We start from the raw sequence: 13,507 nt of genomic DNA on the forward strand, positions 1-13,507 counted from the left end.
GTGCACGTATCCCGCACCAAACGAAAAACCGTGATTTCACCTTTTGCCTGGAGCCATTCATGAACACCCCTGATTCGCAACCGACCGACGAAGCACCGAAGAACCCGGGCAAGCGCAAGGCGCTGCTCGCGCTGGTCGCCGCGTCGCTCGGCATCGCCGGCGCTGCATACGGTGCGTATTACTTCCTCGACGCGCGCTATCACGTCGAAACCGACGACGCGTACGTCAACGGCAACGTCGTGCAGATCACGCCGCAGGTGTCGGGCACGGTCATCGCAGTGAACGCGGACAACACGCAGATCGTGAAGGCCGGCGAGCCGCTCGTGCAGATCGATCCCGCGGACGCGAAGATCGCATTGCAACAGGCGGAAGCGGATCTGGGCCGGACCGTGCGCAAGGTGCACGGCCTGTATGTCGACGACGACAAGTACCGCGCGAACATCGCGGAGCGGCAGTCCGATCTCGCGAAGGCGCAGGACGATCTGCGGCGCCGCCAGTCGACCGGCATGATTGGGGCGGTGTCAGAAGAGGACATCGCGCATGCAAAGGACGCCGTCCGATCGGCGCAGGCTGCGCTTGACGCCGCGAAGCAGCAGCTCGGCTCGAATCTCGCACTGACGTCCAACACGACGGTCGATCAGCACCCCGACGTGATGGCGAGCGCTGCGCGCGTACGCGATGCCTATCTGGCCTACTCGCGCACGACGCTGCCGGCGCCGGTTACCGGCTACATCGCACAGCGCTCGGTCCAGGTCGGCCAGCGCGTTTCGCCGGGTGCCGCGCTAATGTCGGTCGTGCCGCTGAATCAGGTGTGGGTCGATGCGAACTTCAAGGAGTGGCAACTGCGCCAGATCCGCATCGGACAGCCGGTCGAGCTAACGGCCGACGTCTACGGTTCGTCCGCCGTCTACCGCGGCAAGGTAGTGGGCTTCACGCCGGGCACCGGATCGGCGCTGTCACTGTTGCCGGCGCAGAACGCGACGGGCAACTGGATCAAGGTCGTGCAGCGGCTGCCTGTGCGGATCGAGATCCCGGCCGACGAACTGGAGAAGCATCCGCTGCGCGTGGGGTTGTCGATGACGGTCGACGTCAACGTGAAGGACCACGGCAGTGCCGGCCCGGAGGCCGATCCGCCGTCGACCTACAAGACCGACGTGTTCGCGAAGTACGGCGACAAGGCCGATGCCGCGATCGCCGACATCATCGCCGCCAACAAATGACTTCGCGTCGCCCGACGAGCGGACGCGCAGCAAAGTGCGCGCCTGCTTTGCCGGACCGAGTGTAACCGGATGATCACCATGACCACCAATCAATCGAATCCTCCTCCGCTGACGGGCATCACACTCGCACTGGGCTCGCTGAGCGTGGGCCTCGCGGGTTTCATGACCGTGCTCGATTCATCGATCGCCAACGTCGCGATCCCCACCATCTCGGGCAACCTCGGCGTATCGGTCGACGAGGGCACCTGGGTCATCACCGTTTTCGCTGCGGCGAACTCCATCGCGATCCCGTTGACCGGCTGGCTGACGCAGCGGCTGGGGCAGGTGCGGCTGTTCGTCGGCTCGATCCTGCTGTTCGTGCTTGCGTCATGGCTGTGCGGCATCGCGCCGTCGCTGCCGTTCCTGCTGGGGGCCCGGGTGCTGCAGGGCCTCGTGGCCGGGCCGCTGATCCCGATGTCGCAGGCGCTGCTGCTCAGCTCGTGGCCGAAATCGAAATCCTCGCTCGCGCTCTCGCTGTTCTCGATGATCGTCGTGACCGGGCCGATCGTCGGGCCATCGCTCGGCGGCTGGGTCACCGACAGTTACGCATGGTCGTGGATCTTCTACATCAATATCCCTGTCGGGTTGTTCGCCGCCACGATGGTGTGGTTCCTTTACCGGAAGCGCGATACGCCCACCCGCAAACTGCCGATCGACTTCGTCGGGCTGACGTTGCTGGTCGTCTGGGTCGCGTCGCTCCAGGTGATGCTCGACAAGGGCAAGGACCTCGACTGGTTCTCGTCGAACACGATCGTCGTCCTGACCATCGTCGCCGTCGTGGGCCTGGTGCTGTTCATCATCTGGGAGCTGACTGACAAGAATCCGATCGTCGATCTGACGCTGTTCAAGCAGCGCAACTTCCTCGGCGGCACGATCTCGATCGCGGTCGCCTACGGGATCTTCTTCGGCACGTTGGTGCTGCTGCCGCAGTGGATGCAGGAATATCTAGGCTACCGGGCCGTCGACTCGGGTCTGGCGACAGCGCCGCTCGGCATCTTCGCGGTGATCGGCGCACCGATCATGGGCAAGATCCTGCCGCGCTCGGATGCGCGCGTCATCGGCACACTCGCGTTCGTCGGCTTTGCGATCGTCTATTACATGCGCACGTTCTTCTTCACGGACATTAGCGAGGGGTACATCATTCTGCCGACGCTGCTGCAGGGTATCCCGATGGCGCTGTTCTTCGCGCCGCTGACCGTGATCATCCTGTCGGGCCAGCCGGCCGACAAGGTGCCAGCCGCAGCCGGCCTGTCGACCTTCGCACGGATGTTCTTCGGCGGTATCGGTACGTCGCTCGCGGGCGTCGTGTGGAACAACCGGACGATCATGCACCACGAGATCCTGACTCAGCAAGCGAGCCCGACCAATCCGCTATTCAACGCGCAGATGGGCAGCTATCACTCAATGCTCGGCCTCAGCCAAGGATCGTCATATGCATTGTTCGACCGCGTCGTGCAATCACAATCGGCGATGCTCGGGCTCAACGATGTCTTCTACGGCGCCGCGGTCGTGATGATTGTCATCATCCCGCTCATCTGGATCACGAAGCCGGGTAAGGCAGGCGGTGCAAGCGACGCGGCGGCGGCCGCGCATTGAACGAAGGGCAGCCGGCGTTCCGCGACAGCGTTCGTGCATCGCAACGCCGCAATACTGCCGCTTCACTGGAAGGTCGCACCCGTCCTGAGCTGACCCTGGGAAGTCGGATGGTCGGAATTGACGGCTGTACCGATGAGGGCTGAGTTCTGTTGCAAGGGACTCAGCCCGAATCATGGCTTCGCAGCCGCGTCAGAGTAAACCGCTGGGCGTCATAAGATCTATTCCTCAGGAGTAGAGACATGCGTTCTAGCTGCGAATCCAGGCAGTCGAAATCACCTGGAACGAATCCGGCGCCCTGTGTCAGCACTCAGAACCGCGATATCGCTTGGCCAGTTACCGAATCCTGGCAGCCACTTCCGACACGCCGGCCGTCTCCGGCTGCGCTGCCAAAAACTGGTGAATCTGCGCGACTACGGCGGCCCCTTCGCCCACCGCCGCTGCGACGCGCTTCGTTGAACCCGAGCGGACATCGCCGATCGCGAATACTCCTGCGACGCTCGTCTGCAGCGGCAGCAGCAGCGGGCGCGTGCCGTCTTCCGCCAGGTCAGCGCCCGTCAGCACAAAGCCCTTCGCGTCCAACGACACGCCGCACGTGTGTAACCAGCCCGTATTGGGTTCTGCGCCGATGAAGAGGAACAGATGGCGGGTCGCGAGGCTTTCTGGAGCACTGTCGCCCCGGCGATAGTGGACCAGTTCGAGCCGCTCCTCACCTTCGAGCGTCGTGATCTCGCTATTCGTATGAATCGTGACGTTCGGGAGCGCCGCAATACGATCGATCAGATAGCGTGACATGCTGTGCTCGAGGTCCGGTCCACGGACGATCACGTGGACATGAGCGGCGTGCGAAGCAAGGAAGACCACCGCCTGCCCTGCGGAGTTGCCACCGCCGACCAGCAGCACGGGTTCATTGCGGCATAGTCGGGCTTCGATCGGCGTCGCCCAGTAGTAGATGCCGCGACCTTCGAAGCGCCCAAGCCTGTCGACTGCCGGACGCCGGTACTCCGCACCGCTCGCGATGATGACGGTGCGCGCTGCGACGCGGCGCGAGCTGGCCAGTTCCACTTCGAGCGGATACTCTTCGCAATGCAAGGCCTTCACCTCTGTCGGGATCGCAATGTGAGCACCGAATTTCTGCGCTTGAATGAATGCTCTCCCGGCTAGCGCTTGCCCCGAAATTCCAGTCGGAAAACCGAGGAAATTTTCGATGCGCGCACTCAAGCCCGCTTGGCCACCGGGCGCACGGCAGTCAAAAACGGCCACCGACAAGCCCTCGGACGCCGCATACACGGCCGCCGCGAGACCCGCTGGACCGGCGCCGACGATCGCAACGTCATAAATGTGTGCGGGATCGAATTCCGGCAAGAGTCCTAAACAAGAGGCGAGCTGCCCCTCGTCCGGATTGCGCAGCACGGTACCATCTGGACAGATAGCGAGCGGCATATCGTCACTCTGTGGGGTCAAGCGCTCCAGCAATGCGATGGCATCGGCATCGACCATGTCCAGCGTCATATGCGGGAATCCGTTGCGCCGCAGAAAGTGTTGCAGCGCGAGCAGACGAGGGTTGTCTGACGAGCCCACGAGCACCGCCCCCTGGCCGCGCTCGATCGCCGCGACGCGCCGCAAGATCAGCGCGCGCATGATCTTTTCGCCGAGTTCGGCCTCCGCAATCATCAGGGCGCGCAGTTTCTCTGGCGGGATCACCAGTACTTCGACGTTTTCGATGACTTCCGCATCGACGAGGGCGGGCTTGCCTGACAGCATGCCGATGTCAGAGGTGAACTCGCCCCGTTGCACTTGCGTACGAAGCAAGCGTCGACGCCCCAGCCCATCGCGTCCGGCATAGCGAATCGTGCCCGACAGCAAAACGAACATGCCAGGACTGAAGCCGCCCGCTCGATAAAGCATGTCGCCCGACGCATAACAGCAGAGTGCACCGAAACGATGCATCCGATCGATCTCGGCATCGGTCAGCGCCGGAAAGATTTGATGAAAACGTAGGTTGCTATACGGGGACTGCTCGTCTCCCGCGGCAGGTCGACCGGCGCCATTCGTACCGATTTCGCCTTTGTTCGCGGGGGCATCGCTTTCCGAAGAACCGTCGCTGACCATTACGAGCCTCCCAACCGCGGCCGCGAATCCGATCGATGACCTCAACGTGAGGCGGCGCCGCGGCGTTCGACGCCCCCAAGCAGCTTAGTACGTTACGACAAAGAATAGTGCGGCATTTGCTTTACGCGATGAAAGACGAATCGCATGAAATCCCGCCGAGTCGATCGATTTCGCCGCGGCGCCATCCTGGCGAAACACAATGGCTTCGACGGCGTCGAACCGCATGCGGCCAAGGGCTATATCTTCGACCTTTACGGAACTATCTAACCTTCGTACGGGCCCCATGGCGGGCCGAATGGAACCTTCGCCCGTCTACTGTTCCGGTGTCTTCGTGTCCGGCAACTTTCGGTCGGGGCAAAGCGGGCTACCCCATATCGAGGATCAGTTTGCGGCACAGCCGAAATATGGTGATGGGGCAGGGGGGCCTCGAGCAGCAACACCGCGTTACTACCCCCGGGTGATCGGGTCGGCCGCGATTGCGCACGTGGACTGTTTCTTGCCGGCGCACGCCGTTCCGGCCGCCATGTGCCAAGCGAGGGAGTTCTCGCCGTTTTTGAGCGGCCTGCCATTAGTCTTACAGAATTGAGTCGGACGCTCGCGAACGGCGGTCGCTATTGAAAAATGAGTCCGTCGAACTTGTTCTGACACAAGTACGGCGATGGCTCGTAGGTCAGATCCATTGTGAGAACTGCGCTGCGACCTTGATCCAATTGCCGGTCGCGCAGTGAGTTATTGACCGGTCTCGGTCGTCGCAGTGCGTTCGCTGCCGTATCCGCTGCTCGAACCGGTTGGTAGACCTTGGGCGGACGCCGTTTGCGTGGAATCCCGAGGCCGGAAGCCCTCATCAGCGTACGAACCGTTTCGACAGCCAGGTCAATGCCGTGCATTCGCGCAGCTTCTCGCAGGCCAGCGTCGGCCCGAAATCGGCGTAGCGCTCACGAATGATCGACAGCGCGCGGTCCACAATGATCGCGTCCAGCCGGTTGTTGCTGGGCTTCGCATACCGTCCCGACACGAGACCTTGAGGGCCGCGTTCCCGCAATCTGGCGACCAGCCGGCGAACCTGCCGCGTCGTCAACTCCAGCCGTTCCGCCGCACGCCACGGCTTGAGCCTGCCGTCCGCCACGTCCTGAATGACCTTGAACCTGTCCAGCTCGCGCATCGTCATCGTGATCCGCTCCGTTGCAGCCATCCCAGCCTCCGGCGCCGGACAACCGGCAGCCGGTCAGCTTACGCGGCCCGAAAGCGGACATTTCTATCTAGCCAAAAGCGGACATTTCTATCTAGCCACTACAAGCAAGTCGGTTGATAATTCACGACAAGTTAAATCGCTAACTAAAGCTCGTGCTACACCCGGCAGATGGTTGTCTGGCGGGCGTTAGCGGGCAACACGAGCGACCGAAAATTTCTGGAAAATTTTTCCCAGCGGCGCTCCCATTGGTCGCGCTGATCCTCACTCTTCGCACGCTCCGCGCGTGACGAAACGATCACTTCAAGCGGATTCACTTCCAGAATTTCGGCGACGTGAAACGCCACGTCATCATCAAAAGTCGCGCGGCCGTTCCGGTATGCGCTCACAGCCGATCGCGTTACACCCAGCACCTTTGCCGCAGCGTAGTCGGACGGCAGGTCTAGACGCGCCTTCAGCGCGTCCAGCCACTCAGCAGTAGTTTTCATGACAGACCCCTTACAAATTTACTGACCCGGCGTCAAGCGTAGTTCAACGGTCATACCCACGCAACGTGTTAGGTCATTACACGTGCAACAGCGTTTGACACGTGAAATGGGTATGAACTATTCTCCTGACCAAGCCCGGGGCTGGCGTCCTGACCCCGCCGGCGCGCCCTGACGGGGGCGCATCCCGGGCGATTCCCAATCGGGACGGGTCAGGCAGGGGCAGATCATGCGTAAAGAGCCGTTACAAATTCACCAGGCCGCCTTGGGCGGCTACACGATCGACGGGCCGTACACACCTCAGGCGAGAGCGGGCGAGCGGGGCGGGCTAGTAGCGAAGCCGCCCCGCTTTTTTGCGTTCCGCTGCCTCGTCGCGCGGCTCTTCCGGTCGGGGGTGTGACGTGCTTTTCGCCTTCGGAATCGGCTTTGCCCTGGGCGCGACGGCCGCCGTCGCGGTCGTCGGCGGTGTGATCGCGCTCGCGATGCGCCATATGGATGACGGGGAGGGCGGACCATGCGCCTGATCCGCTGCACGCACTGCGGCTCGATGCGCCGCCCTGGCGCTGCCTGCACGCGGTGCCTTCGCCTTTTCGTGTGGGGTGTCTGATGGCCGGCGCCCCGGAATACCGCGAAAACCCGCGCACGACTGATCTCACGCCCGACGAGCGTGGCCATCAGGGCTTCTTCAACGGCCTGGTCCTGGACGACAACCCGCACGAATGGCTCTCCGACGACTGGCACGCCTGGCGCGCCGGCTGGTGCCGTGCTGAAGCCGAATTCAGCGAAGGGGAGGCGTTCTGACGATGACCGGCCCCTCATCCGCTTTCCTCGACCTGGGCTATACCGAGCCCAGCGAGCCCCGCCCCTCGCGCGCCCGCCGCGCTTCTGCCGTCCCCGTTCCCGTCCATCACGAAACCGCACCAGGCGACCGCTCGCCCGCTGCGGCCGCGCTGCGCGCCATGCGCACCGCGATCGACGCGAAGCGGGGCTTCCTGCCGTCCGACCAGGGCGTGCGTGCTGGCGACGATCCGTTCGCCCGCGCGCAGCTGGCCGTCGCGTACGAGCGGCTTCGCGCGGCCCTGGCGCTCTACAACACCTTCGCGGCCGACCTGGACGTGCCAGGCGCGCGCGCCTTCATTGGCGACGTCGAAGTGCGGGAGGGCGGCCAGTGACTTCGATCGGTGGGAAATGCCGGCGCTGCGGCGGCCGGTGGCTCAACGCAACCCGGTGCGCGCGCTGCGGCCGCGTCACGCGTGTGGGCGCGCTCGGCCGCGCCTTCCGGATGGGGAGGCGCGCACCATGACCGCCCCCGAAAAATTGCCGTCTGGTTTTCTTGGTATAAACGCGAAATCGATACACGCGGCCCGCACGCCCAATACCGACGCGGTTTCCCGGGCGAAGGCGAAGGGCCGCCTGCACGATCTCCTGCGCGTCTCCCAGTCGGTCATCTACGATCCGGCCGCGGCGAAGGAAGCGCAGCACCGCACGTGCTGGTGCCAGCGCGCGCTCACGTCCCCGGGCGAGACGCTCGGCGTGCGCCGCAACGTCGACGGCTCCGGCGCGAGCCTGGCCGGCGTGTCGACGTGCGGCTCGGTGTGGGCCTGCCCGGTGTGCTCGCTGAAGGTCTGCATGCAGCGCCAGGCCGAAGTGGCGGACGGCATGCGGGCGCACGTCGCGAACGGCGGCTACGTCTGGCTCATGACGAACACCTTCCCGCACGAAGCGGGCCAGCGGCCGCTCGCCGACATGCTCGCGCTGCAGGCGAAGGCGATGCAGAAATTCCAGAACTGCCGCACGTACAAGCGGATCCTGGGCAAGGGCGTGCGCGCCGGCTCGATCAAGGCGCTCGAAATCACGCTCGGCACGCACGGCTGGCACCCGCACACGCACTCCCTGGTGTTCGCGACGCCTGACGCGTTCGGCGACGTGAAGGAAGGCGACACCGGCCGCATGGCGTCGCGCCTCATCGATGAGCTGAAGCGCGCCTGGTACGAGGCGTTGCTGAAGGTCGGTTTGTGCGAGCCGTCGCAGCTGTCGGACGTGCTCGATCACGGCCTGGACGTGCGCGGCGGCCAGTACGCGGCTGAGTACGTCGCGAAGTTCGGCCGTGACACGAAGTGGGGCCTGTCGCGCGAGCTGACGATGAACGCGGCGAAGATGGGCGGCGGACAGAAGGGCGCGCACCCGTTCCAGCTGCTCGAGTGGGCGGCGGCCGGCGACGGCCAGGCGGCCGCGCAGTTCCGTGAATACGTCGCCGCCTTCACCGGCCGCCGCATGCTGACCTGGACGCCTGGCCTGAAGGCCGCTCTTGGCCTCGACGAGCTCGAACAGTCCGACGAAGAAGCCGCGGCCGCGCAGCTGCCCGAAGAGGAGGTGGTCGGCGCGATCTCGGCCGAAGATCTGTCCGTGCTCACCGCGCGCAGCATGCTCGGCCGCTTCCTCGCGTTCGTGTCTGAGTACTGCTACGACCCGTCGACGGCCCAGGCCGATATCGACGACTTCATGGCGTTCGCGCGCGAGCACGAGCGCAGGGCGAGCGGTGCGATCAGCGCGCCGTATTGGTCCGCCCGCACCCGCAAGTTCTACGACCCGGAAAGGGAAGCCCATGCCTGACCCGAATCAACACAAGCATCCGCACATCGAAACCCAGGTATGGGCGGACGATCTGCAGGACGCGAAACAGGAAGCTGCAACGCTCCGCGCGATGTTTGACAGGCTGACGCCGTTCGAACGCAGCATGGCGGCGAAACAGATCTCCGCCGTGAAGCGCCTGGTCGAGGCAGTCGAAAAGCTGTAACGGCACGCGGCCGGCCGATCGCGGCCGCACACCACTGAGAGGAAGACCATGTCCGAAATCCAATCCCTGATCGCGGCCGTGAAAGCGAAGGCCGAATCGCTCGCCGAGCTGATCGCCGGCAACCTGCCGCACACGTTGACGCTCACCGAGTTGGCCGACGCCGTGCATACCGCGCTCGCCGATATCGAAGGCCGCGTCGCGGCGATCGAAGCGGCCGCAAAGGGTGATGTGGCGTCGATCGAACAGGCGCTGACCGACAAGCTGACGGCCTTCGTCGACGCCAAGATCGACACGTTCGCCCAGGGCGTCACGTCGACCCTGCAAAGCCACCTGTCGCAGATCCAGCAGGCCGTTACGCTGGCCGAAGGCGCGAAGACCGCCGTCGACGCGCTGAAGGCCGGCACGTCGGCCTAAGGGGAGGGCGCACCCATGTCCGCACCCGGAAAGTACATCGGCACCGTTCCCTGCAAGACGAAGGGCTGCTCGGAAGTGGTGAGGGTCAAGCTGAACAGGGGCGGACGCGCCTACGGCAAGTGCGATCGGTGCACGTGCCGATTCGAGTATGAGGGCCTCGCGCACTCCCAGCGCTTCGTGCGCGAGGAAGTCACGCTGCAGGCCGACCCATACGACGACAACCCCGGGAATCCTGGGGAAACCACGCCTCCCGGCGGTCCGACTCCGGCCGTCGATCCCAAGATAACCCCGGAGAAAACGAAGCGGCGCGGGCTGCTCACCGGCACTCCCTTCGAAGGGCTCTGACCATGGATATCAAAGCGCTCGAACAGATCGGACAGGAAGAAGCGGCGGAGCGCGAGGCGCTCGCCGACGAACAGCAGGAGCAACTGCAGGCCGAAGTCGCGAAGGAAACCGCGTCGCTGTCGGACCAGTACTTCTTCGGGCTGAACAAGGCGCGCGGCGTCGTGCTGAAGATGCTGCCGGAGTGCACGGACGATTGGACCGACGACGTCACGCACGAGATCGCCGACGCCCTGGCCGAATGCGATGCGTACTACGGCTGGGGCGGCGTCGCGAACGTGATGCAGCACCCGCTGCTCAAACTGGCGGCCGCGACCGTCCCGCTCGCCTGGAGCCTCGGCTTTGCACTGCGCAACCGCCGTATCCGCGCGCAGATGGAAGCGGCGGCCGCCGGCAGCGCCGGCAAGCATCACGTCGTGCGCGCGGTCGCGCCGGCACCGGCGAAGCCCGGGCAGAACGTCGAGCCGATGCCGGCTGCAGCAGTCGTGCAGCCCGACGCCGCGCCTAGCGTCGAACCGGCTTTCGGCAGCGACCCGGGTGCGCTGATGGCTGACACATTGGAGGCAGCATGACGCGGCGCGCCGGTACGCGGCACGGCGGCATCATCGGTGTGATCGGCCGCTCCCGATCGGGCAAGGGTGTGTGGATCAAGCGCTATTTCCTCCCCAAGTGGCGTGGCCCGGCGCTAGTCTGGTCGCCGCTCGAAAAATCCCGGCCGGACAACTACGCGGGGGAGATCGGCGGCGAATGCGTCTACACGATCCAGGAGCTGGTGAAGGCGCTGGCCGCCGGTAAGACGCGCCTGGTGTTTGTGCCGTCCCAGGATGATGCGGAGCGCGAAGCGCAGTTCGATCGCTTCTGCAGAATCCTGGAGAATCCCGGGTTCAAGCGGTGGCTCGTCATCGTCGAAGAGCTGATGCTGGTCACGAAGCCGAACAAGGCCCCGACTGCGTGGAAGAGCATGACCACGGCCGGCGCGCACTCGCGCGAGATGACGCTCATCGGCGTCTCGCAGCGGCCCGCGCAGGTCGACAAAGACTTCCTCGGCAATTGCACCGAGATCCACTGTTACGCGGTGTCGAACGTGGCCGACGCGAAGGTGATGGCCGACGTGCTGTTCGTCGACAAGGCCGAGATCCTCGGGCTGCAGAAATTCCACTACATCCACCGCGACGCGGAGAAAGGCGAGGTCACGACGGGCGCCGTGTCGTTCGAGTAGCGTCGAAACAACGTTTTTTGCGGGCCCGGAAAGCCGGGAATCCCTGATCTGACAAGGGATTCCCGGCTTTTGTCATTTCCGGCGCCCGTCCGCACGATGAGGGCTCTTTCACCCCATAGAGCGCTACGTGTCCCTCTCTGCCTACCTGCCATCGAAACAGCGGCTCTCCCAGGAAGTCATCGCGACCACGGTCGGCGTCCTGGTCGCGGCTTGGATCATTTCCAAGTGGCCGGCCGCGCGGAAGCTGGTCGACGGCAACACGATCTGGTCCACGTCGCAATCTGACTTTCCCACGTCCTGAGGTCCACATGAAAAACCCGCACGTCAAGACCGCAATCGTCGTTCTCGGCACGGTCGCCCTTTGCGCCTTCATCCAAAAGTCGGTGTTCCAGATCCCCGTGATTGGCCCGTACCTGCCCGGCGGCGCCAACTCGTAAGCACCGCACGGCACCGGTCCCCCATCACGAACATAGGAGCGCGCGATGCGCAAAGAACAACTCGTCAACCTGCAGAACGTCAACCCGGGGCAGACCGCGCTGCTGTCGATCCCGTGCGGCCCGACGTACGAGCGCCTCAAGCTGTATCTCACCGGCGGCCTGCTGATCTCGATGCTCGACCTCATCACGATCAAGCAAAACGGAAAGCCGATTTGGGCGGTCGCGGGCTCCGACCTGCTCGCACAGAACCTGTACGAGGCGCAGTCGAACCCGACCAACGTCGCGCTGATCGACTTCACGCGGCGCGGCGCGAAAAGCTCGGCGACGCGAAACAGTGCGGGCGTGACGATCCAGTCCACGCAGGTGCAGGAAGAGCTGTTCACGTGCTTGGCGACTGCCGGCCTGCAGCAGTGCACGATGGAAATCAAGATCAACGCGGCCGCGCCGGCCGGCATCGGCATGACGGCCTGGGCGCAGGAAGCCGACCCGTCGAAAAACCCGTGGATCTTCAAGGAACAGTCGGCGACGTACGCGCTGATGACGGTCGGTCAGAACGATATCCCGCTGCCCGTGCAGCAGGCCGGCTCGGTGATCACGAAGATCTACCTGCACCAGTCGAACTACGGCCAGGCCGGCGCGGGCTCGATCCAGTCGCTGCAGATCCGCAACAACCAGGTGATCATCTCTGAGGGCACGCCGGCCGTGTACCAGGATGACCAGGTCGACTACAAGAAGGTGCCGCAGGCGGGCCTGTTCGTCGTCGACTTCGATCTGCAGGGCATGCGCGAGAAGTGGCTGAACACGACGCTGTCGAAAAACGTGTTCATCCGCGTCGTCACGCAGACCGGGCCGGTGTTCCTGACGGGCTACGCGAAGATCGTCGACCCGATCAACCGCTAACCGCACGGGAGGCGGCATGTCGCTCTACGACTTCTCCCTCGACGGGACCGGCATCGACTCCGGTTCGGTCGACCCGAGCGGTGCCGATGCGTCGACGCTGTACGGCATCTATGGCCCCGACGCGACGAACTCGAACTACACATACGCGACGGCGCAGGACGCGTCGAACAACACGAGCCTGCCGTCGACGCTCGGCCAGATGCAGACGAACGGCAGCGATTCGAGCGGCAGCAATGGCGCTCTGTGGCTGTCCGGCTTCCAGTCGCTGCTAGGCGCCGCCGTGGCCGGCGACGCGATCGCGAACGGACTGACGGCACAAGGGACCGTGCCGGTCTATCGCGCGCCGAACGGCGTGACGTACCCGGTCGGCTCCGGGCCGAGCCTCACGCACGGCAATGGTCTGGGAATGTTGCTGTTGATCGGCCTGGTGGTGCTGTTGCTCGATCACGAGGGGAGGGGCTGATGACTTCCCCGATCACTGCGGGTGCACCGTCCTGGGCAGGGATGCCGAATCTTTCGCTCGGCCTCGGCGGCGGACCGTCCGGCGCGTATTCGACGACGAACAGTTCGTTTAACGACGGCTCGTTCGTCGTTTCGAATGGTGGCGGCTCGCTCGATACTGCGCTGGCCGGCACCGCGGCGGTCGGCAGCGGCATCCTGCAGCAATACCTTCCCTACCTCTTGCTCGGGGCGGTCGCATGGTACGTGCTGAAGCACCGCAAAGCCTGACCATGCGCCCGGCGACACGCGCGGAAATCGC

General features: G+C 64.4%; 19 protein-coding genes and 1 pseudogene. 17 read left to right on the forward strand and 3 right to left on the reverse strand.

Going from position 1 to position 13,507, the window contains the following annotated elements:
* The first annotated feature begins 59 nt into the window (after positions 1-59).
* Positions 60-1,220: an HlyD family efflux transporter periplasmic adaptor subunit gene (locus O1Q03_RS01760; protein ID WP_269501324.1), complete on the forward strand. Its 1,161-nt coding sequence runs from the start codon at positions 60-62 to the stop codon at positions 1,218-1,220.
* Positions 1,221-1,298: 78 nt separating this feature from the next.
* Complete coding sequence (locus O1Q03_RS01765; RefSeq protein ID WP_269501325.1) at positions 1,299-2,855, forward strand: DHA2 family efflux MFS transporter permease subunit; 1,557 nt, start codon at positions 1,299-1,301, stop codon at positions 2,853-2,855.
* Between the two features lie 333 nt (positions 2,856-3,188).
* On the opposite strand, the gene O1Q03_RS01770 is transcribed toward O1Q03_RS01765, so the two are convergent.
* Positions 3,189-4,964 (reverse strand): FAD-dependent oxidoreductase, encoded by a 1,776-nt coding sequence (locus O1Q03_RS01770; protein ID WP_269501326.1) that lies wholly within the window; start codon positions 4,962-4,964, stop codon positions 3,189-3,191.
* Between the two features lie 144 nt (positions 4,965-5,108).
* On the opposite strand from O1Q03_RS01770, the gene O1Q03_RS01775 reads away from it, so the two are divergent.
* Positions 5,109-5,231: a hypothetical protein gene (locus O1Q03_RS01775; RefSeq protein ID WP_269501327.1), complete on the forward strand. Its 123-nt coding sequence runs from the start codon at positions 5,109-5,111 to the stop codon at positions 5,229-5,231.
* A gap of 518 nt (positions 5,232-5,749) precedes the next feature.
* Here O1Q03_RS01775 and O1Q03_RS01780 read toward each other — a convergent pair.
* Positions 5,750-6,156, reverse strand: a pseudogene (locus O1Q03_RS01780) (helix-turn-helix domain-containing protein); the annotation flags it as partial.
* A 155-nt stretch (positions 6,157-6,311) separates the two neighbouring features.
* Positions 6,312-6,641, reverse strand: a complete 330-nt coding sequence (locus tag O1Q03_RS01785) for a helix-turn-helix domain-containing protein (protein ID WP_269501328.1) — start codon at positions 6,639-6,641, stop codon at positions 6,312-6,314.
* A 398-nt stretch (positions 6,642-7,039) separates the two neighbouring features.
* On the opposite strand from O1Q03_RS01785, the gene O1Q03_RS01790 reads away from it, so the two are divergent.
* The 14 genes from O1Q03_RS01790 to O1Q03_RS01855 all read left to right on the forward strand — a co-directional run bounded on the left by O1Q03_RS01790 (position 7,040) and on the right by O1Q03_RS01855 (position 13,476).
* Complete coding sequence (locus O1Q03_RS01790) at positions 7,040-7,162, forward strand: hypothetical protein (protein ID WP_269501329.1); 123 nt, start codon at positions 7,040-7,042, stop codon at positions 7,160-7,162.
* An 82-nt stretch (positions 7,163-7,244) separates the two neighbouring features.
* Complete coding sequence (locus O1Q03_RS01795) at positions 7,245-7,439, forward strand: hypothetical protein (protein ID WP_269501330.1); 195 nt, start codon at positions 7,245-7,247, stop codon at positions 7,437-7,439.
* Positions 7,440-7,441: 2 nt separating this feature from the next.
* Entirely contained in the window at positions 7,442-7,810 is a 369-nt protein-coding gene (locus tag O1Q03_RS01800) for a hypothetical protein (RefSeq protein ID WP_175021027.1), read from the forward strand.
* 127 nt (positions 7,811-7,937) lie between these two features.
* Entirely contained in the window at positions 7,938-9,251 is a 1,314-nt protein-coding gene (locus O1Q03_RS01805) for a protein rep (protein ID WP_269501332.1), read from the forward strand.
* Positions 9,244-9,435 (forward strand): hypothetical protein, encoded by a 192-nt coding sequence (locus O1Q03_RS01810; RefSeq protein WP_269501333.1) that lies wholly within the window; start codon positions 9,244-9,246, stop codon positions 9,433-9,435. Before O1Q03_RS01805 ends, O1Q03_RS01810 begins: the two co-directional genes overlap by 8 nt.
* 48 nt (positions 9,436-9,483) lie before the next feature.
* On the forward strand, positions 9,484-9,849 hold the full coding sequence (locus O1Q03_RS01815) for a hypothetical protein (RefSeq protein WP_269501334.1): 366 nt from the start codon (positions 9,484-9,486) through the stop codon (positions 9,847-9,849).
* Between the two features lie 15 nt (positions 9,850-9,864).
* Positions 9,865-10,194: a hypothetical protein gene (locus O1Q03_RS01820; RefSeq protein WP_269501335.1), complete on the forward strand. Its 330-nt coding sequence runs from the start codon at positions 9,865-9,867 to the stop codon at positions 10,192-10,194.
* A gap of 2 nt (positions 10,195-10,196) precedes the next feature.
* Positions 10,197-10,763 (forward strand): hypothetical protein, encoded by a 567-nt coding sequence (locus tag O1Q03_RS01825; RefSeq protein WP_269501336.1) that lies wholly within the window; start codon positions 10,197-10,199, stop codon positions 10,761-10,763.
* A complete protein-coding gene (locus O1Q03_RS01830; RefSeq protein WP_269501337.1) occupies positions 10,760-11,410 on the forward strand; it encodes a hypothetical protein in 651 nt (216 codons plus the stop codon). The genes O1Q03_RS01825 and O1Q03_RS01830 overlap by 4 nt, the downstream gene beginning before the upstream one ends.
* 127 nt (positions 11,411-11,537) lie before the next feature.
* Positions 11,538-11,711 carry a hypothetical protein gene (locus tag O1Q03_RS01835; RefSeq protein ID WP_269501338.1) on the forward strand — a complete coding sequence of 58 codons (174 nt, stop codon included), beginning with the start codon at positions 11,538-11,540 and terminating at the stop codon, positions 11,709-11,711.
* Between the two features lie 7 nt (positions 11,712-11,718).
* Complete coding sequence (locus tag O1Q03_RS01840) at positions 11,719-11,847, forward strand: hypothetical protein (RefSeq protein WP_269501340.1); 129 nt, start codon at positions 11,719-11,721, stop codon at positions 11,845-11,847.
* Positions 11,848-11,892: 45 nt separating this feature from the next.
* Positions 11,893-12,747, forward strand: a complete 855-nt coding sequence (locus O1Q03_RS01845) for a major capsid protein P2 (protein ID WP_269501342.1) — start codon at positions 11,893-11,895, stop codon at positions 12,745-12,747.
* A 16-nt stretch (positions 12,748-12,763) separates the two neighbouring features.
* Positions 12,764-13,210 carry a hypothetical protein gene (locus O1Q03_RS01850; protein ID WP_269501343.1) on the forward strand — a complete coding sequence of 149 codons (447 nt, stop codon included), beginning with the start codon at positions 12,764-12,766 and terminating at the stop codon, positions 13,208-13,210.
* Positions 13,210-13,476 (forward strand): hypothetical protein, encoded by a 267-nt coding sequence (locus tag O1Q03_RS01855; RefSeq protein WP_107313011.1) that lies wholly within the window; start codon positions 13,210-13,212, stop codon positions 13,474-13,476. Before O1Q03_RS01850 ends, O1Q03_RS01855 begins: the two co-directional genes overlap by 1 nt.
* Positions 13,477-13,507 lie beyond the last annotated feature (31 nt).

The organism is Burkholderia sp. IMCC1007 (assembly GCF_027257875.1).
Taxonomy (GTDB): Bacteria; Pseudomonadota; Gammaproteobacteria; order Burkholderiales; family Burkholderiaceae; genus Burkholderia.

What these genes read in the sequence shown, in the direction of transcription:
- O1Q03_RS01815 (WP_269501334.1), top strand. Translation starts at nt 9,484, where the DNA reads ATGTCCGAAATCCAATCCCTGATCGCGGCCGTGAAAGCGAAGGCCGAA.
- O1Q03_RS01840 (WP_269501340.1), top strand. Translation starts at nt 11,719, where the DNA reads ATGAAAAACCCGCACGTCAAGACCGCAATCGTCGTTCTCGGCACGGTC.
- O1Q03_RS01795 (WP_269501330.1), top strand. Translation starts at nt 7,245, where the DNA reads ATGGCCGGCGCCCCGGAATACCGCGAAAACCCGCGCACGACTGATCTC.
- O1Q03_RS01805 (WP_269501332.1), top strand. Translation starts at nt 7,938, where the DNA reads ATGACCGCCCCCGAAAAATTGCCGTCTGGTTTTCTTGGTATAAACGCG.
- O1Q03_RS01820 (WP_269501335.1), top strand. Translation starts at nt 9,865, where the DNA reads ATGTCCGCACCCGGAAAGTACATCGGCACCGTTCCCTGCAAGACGAAG.
- O1Q03_RS01830 (WP_269501337.1), top strand. Translation starts at nt 10,760, where the DNA reads ATGACGCGGCGCGCCGGTACGCGGCACGGCGGCATCATCGGTGTGATC.
- O1Q03_RS01765 (WP_269501325.1), top strand. Translation starts at nt 1,299, where the DNA reads ATGACCACCAATCAATCGAATCCTCCTCCGCTGACGGGCATCACACTC.
- O1Q03_RS01800 (WP_175021027.1), top strand. Translation starts at nt 7,442, where the DNA reads ATGACCGGCCCCTCATCCGCTTTCCTCGACCTGGGCTATACCGAGCCC.
- O1Q03_RS01770 (WP_269501326.1), bottom strand. Translation starts at nt 4,964, where the DNA reads ATGGTCAGCGACGGTTCTTCGGAAAGCGATGCCCCCGCGAACAAAGGC.
- O1Q03_RS01845 (WP_269501342.1), top strand. Translation starts at nt 11,893, where the DNA reads ATGCGCAAAGAACAACTCGTCAACCTGCAGAACGTCAACCCGGGGCAG.
- O1Q03_RS01810 (WP_269501333.1), top strand. Translation starts at nt 9,244, where the DNA reads ATGCCTGACCCGAATCAACACAAGCATCCGCACATCGAAACCCAGGTA.
- O1Q03_RS01775 (WP_269501327.1), top strand. Translation starts at nt 5,109, where the DNA reads ATGAAATCCCGCCGAGTCGATCGATTTCGCCGCGGCGCCATCCTGGCG.
- O1Q03_RS01785 (WP_269501328.1), bottom strand. Translation starts at nt 6,641, where the DNA reads ATGAAAACTACTGCTGAGTGGCTGGACGCGCTGAAGGCGCGTCTAGAC.
- O1Q03_RS01760 (WP_269501324.1), top strand. Translation starts at nt 60, where the DNA reads ATGAACACCCCTGATTCGCAACCGACCGACGAAGCACCGAAGAACCCG.
- O1Q03_RS01825 (WP_269501336.1), top strand. Translation starts at nt 10,197, where the DNA reads ATGGATATCAAAGCGCTCGAACAGATCGGACAGGAAGAAGCGGCGGAG.
- O1Q03_RS01850 (WP_269501343.1), top strand. Translation starts at nt 12,764, where the DNA reads ATGTCGCTCTACGACTTCTCCCTCGACGGGACCGGCATCGACTCCGGT.
- O1Q03_RS01855 (WP_107313011.1), top strand. Translation starts at nt 13,210, where the DNA reads ATGACTTCCCCGATCACTGCGGGTGCACCGTCCTGGGCAGGGATGCCG.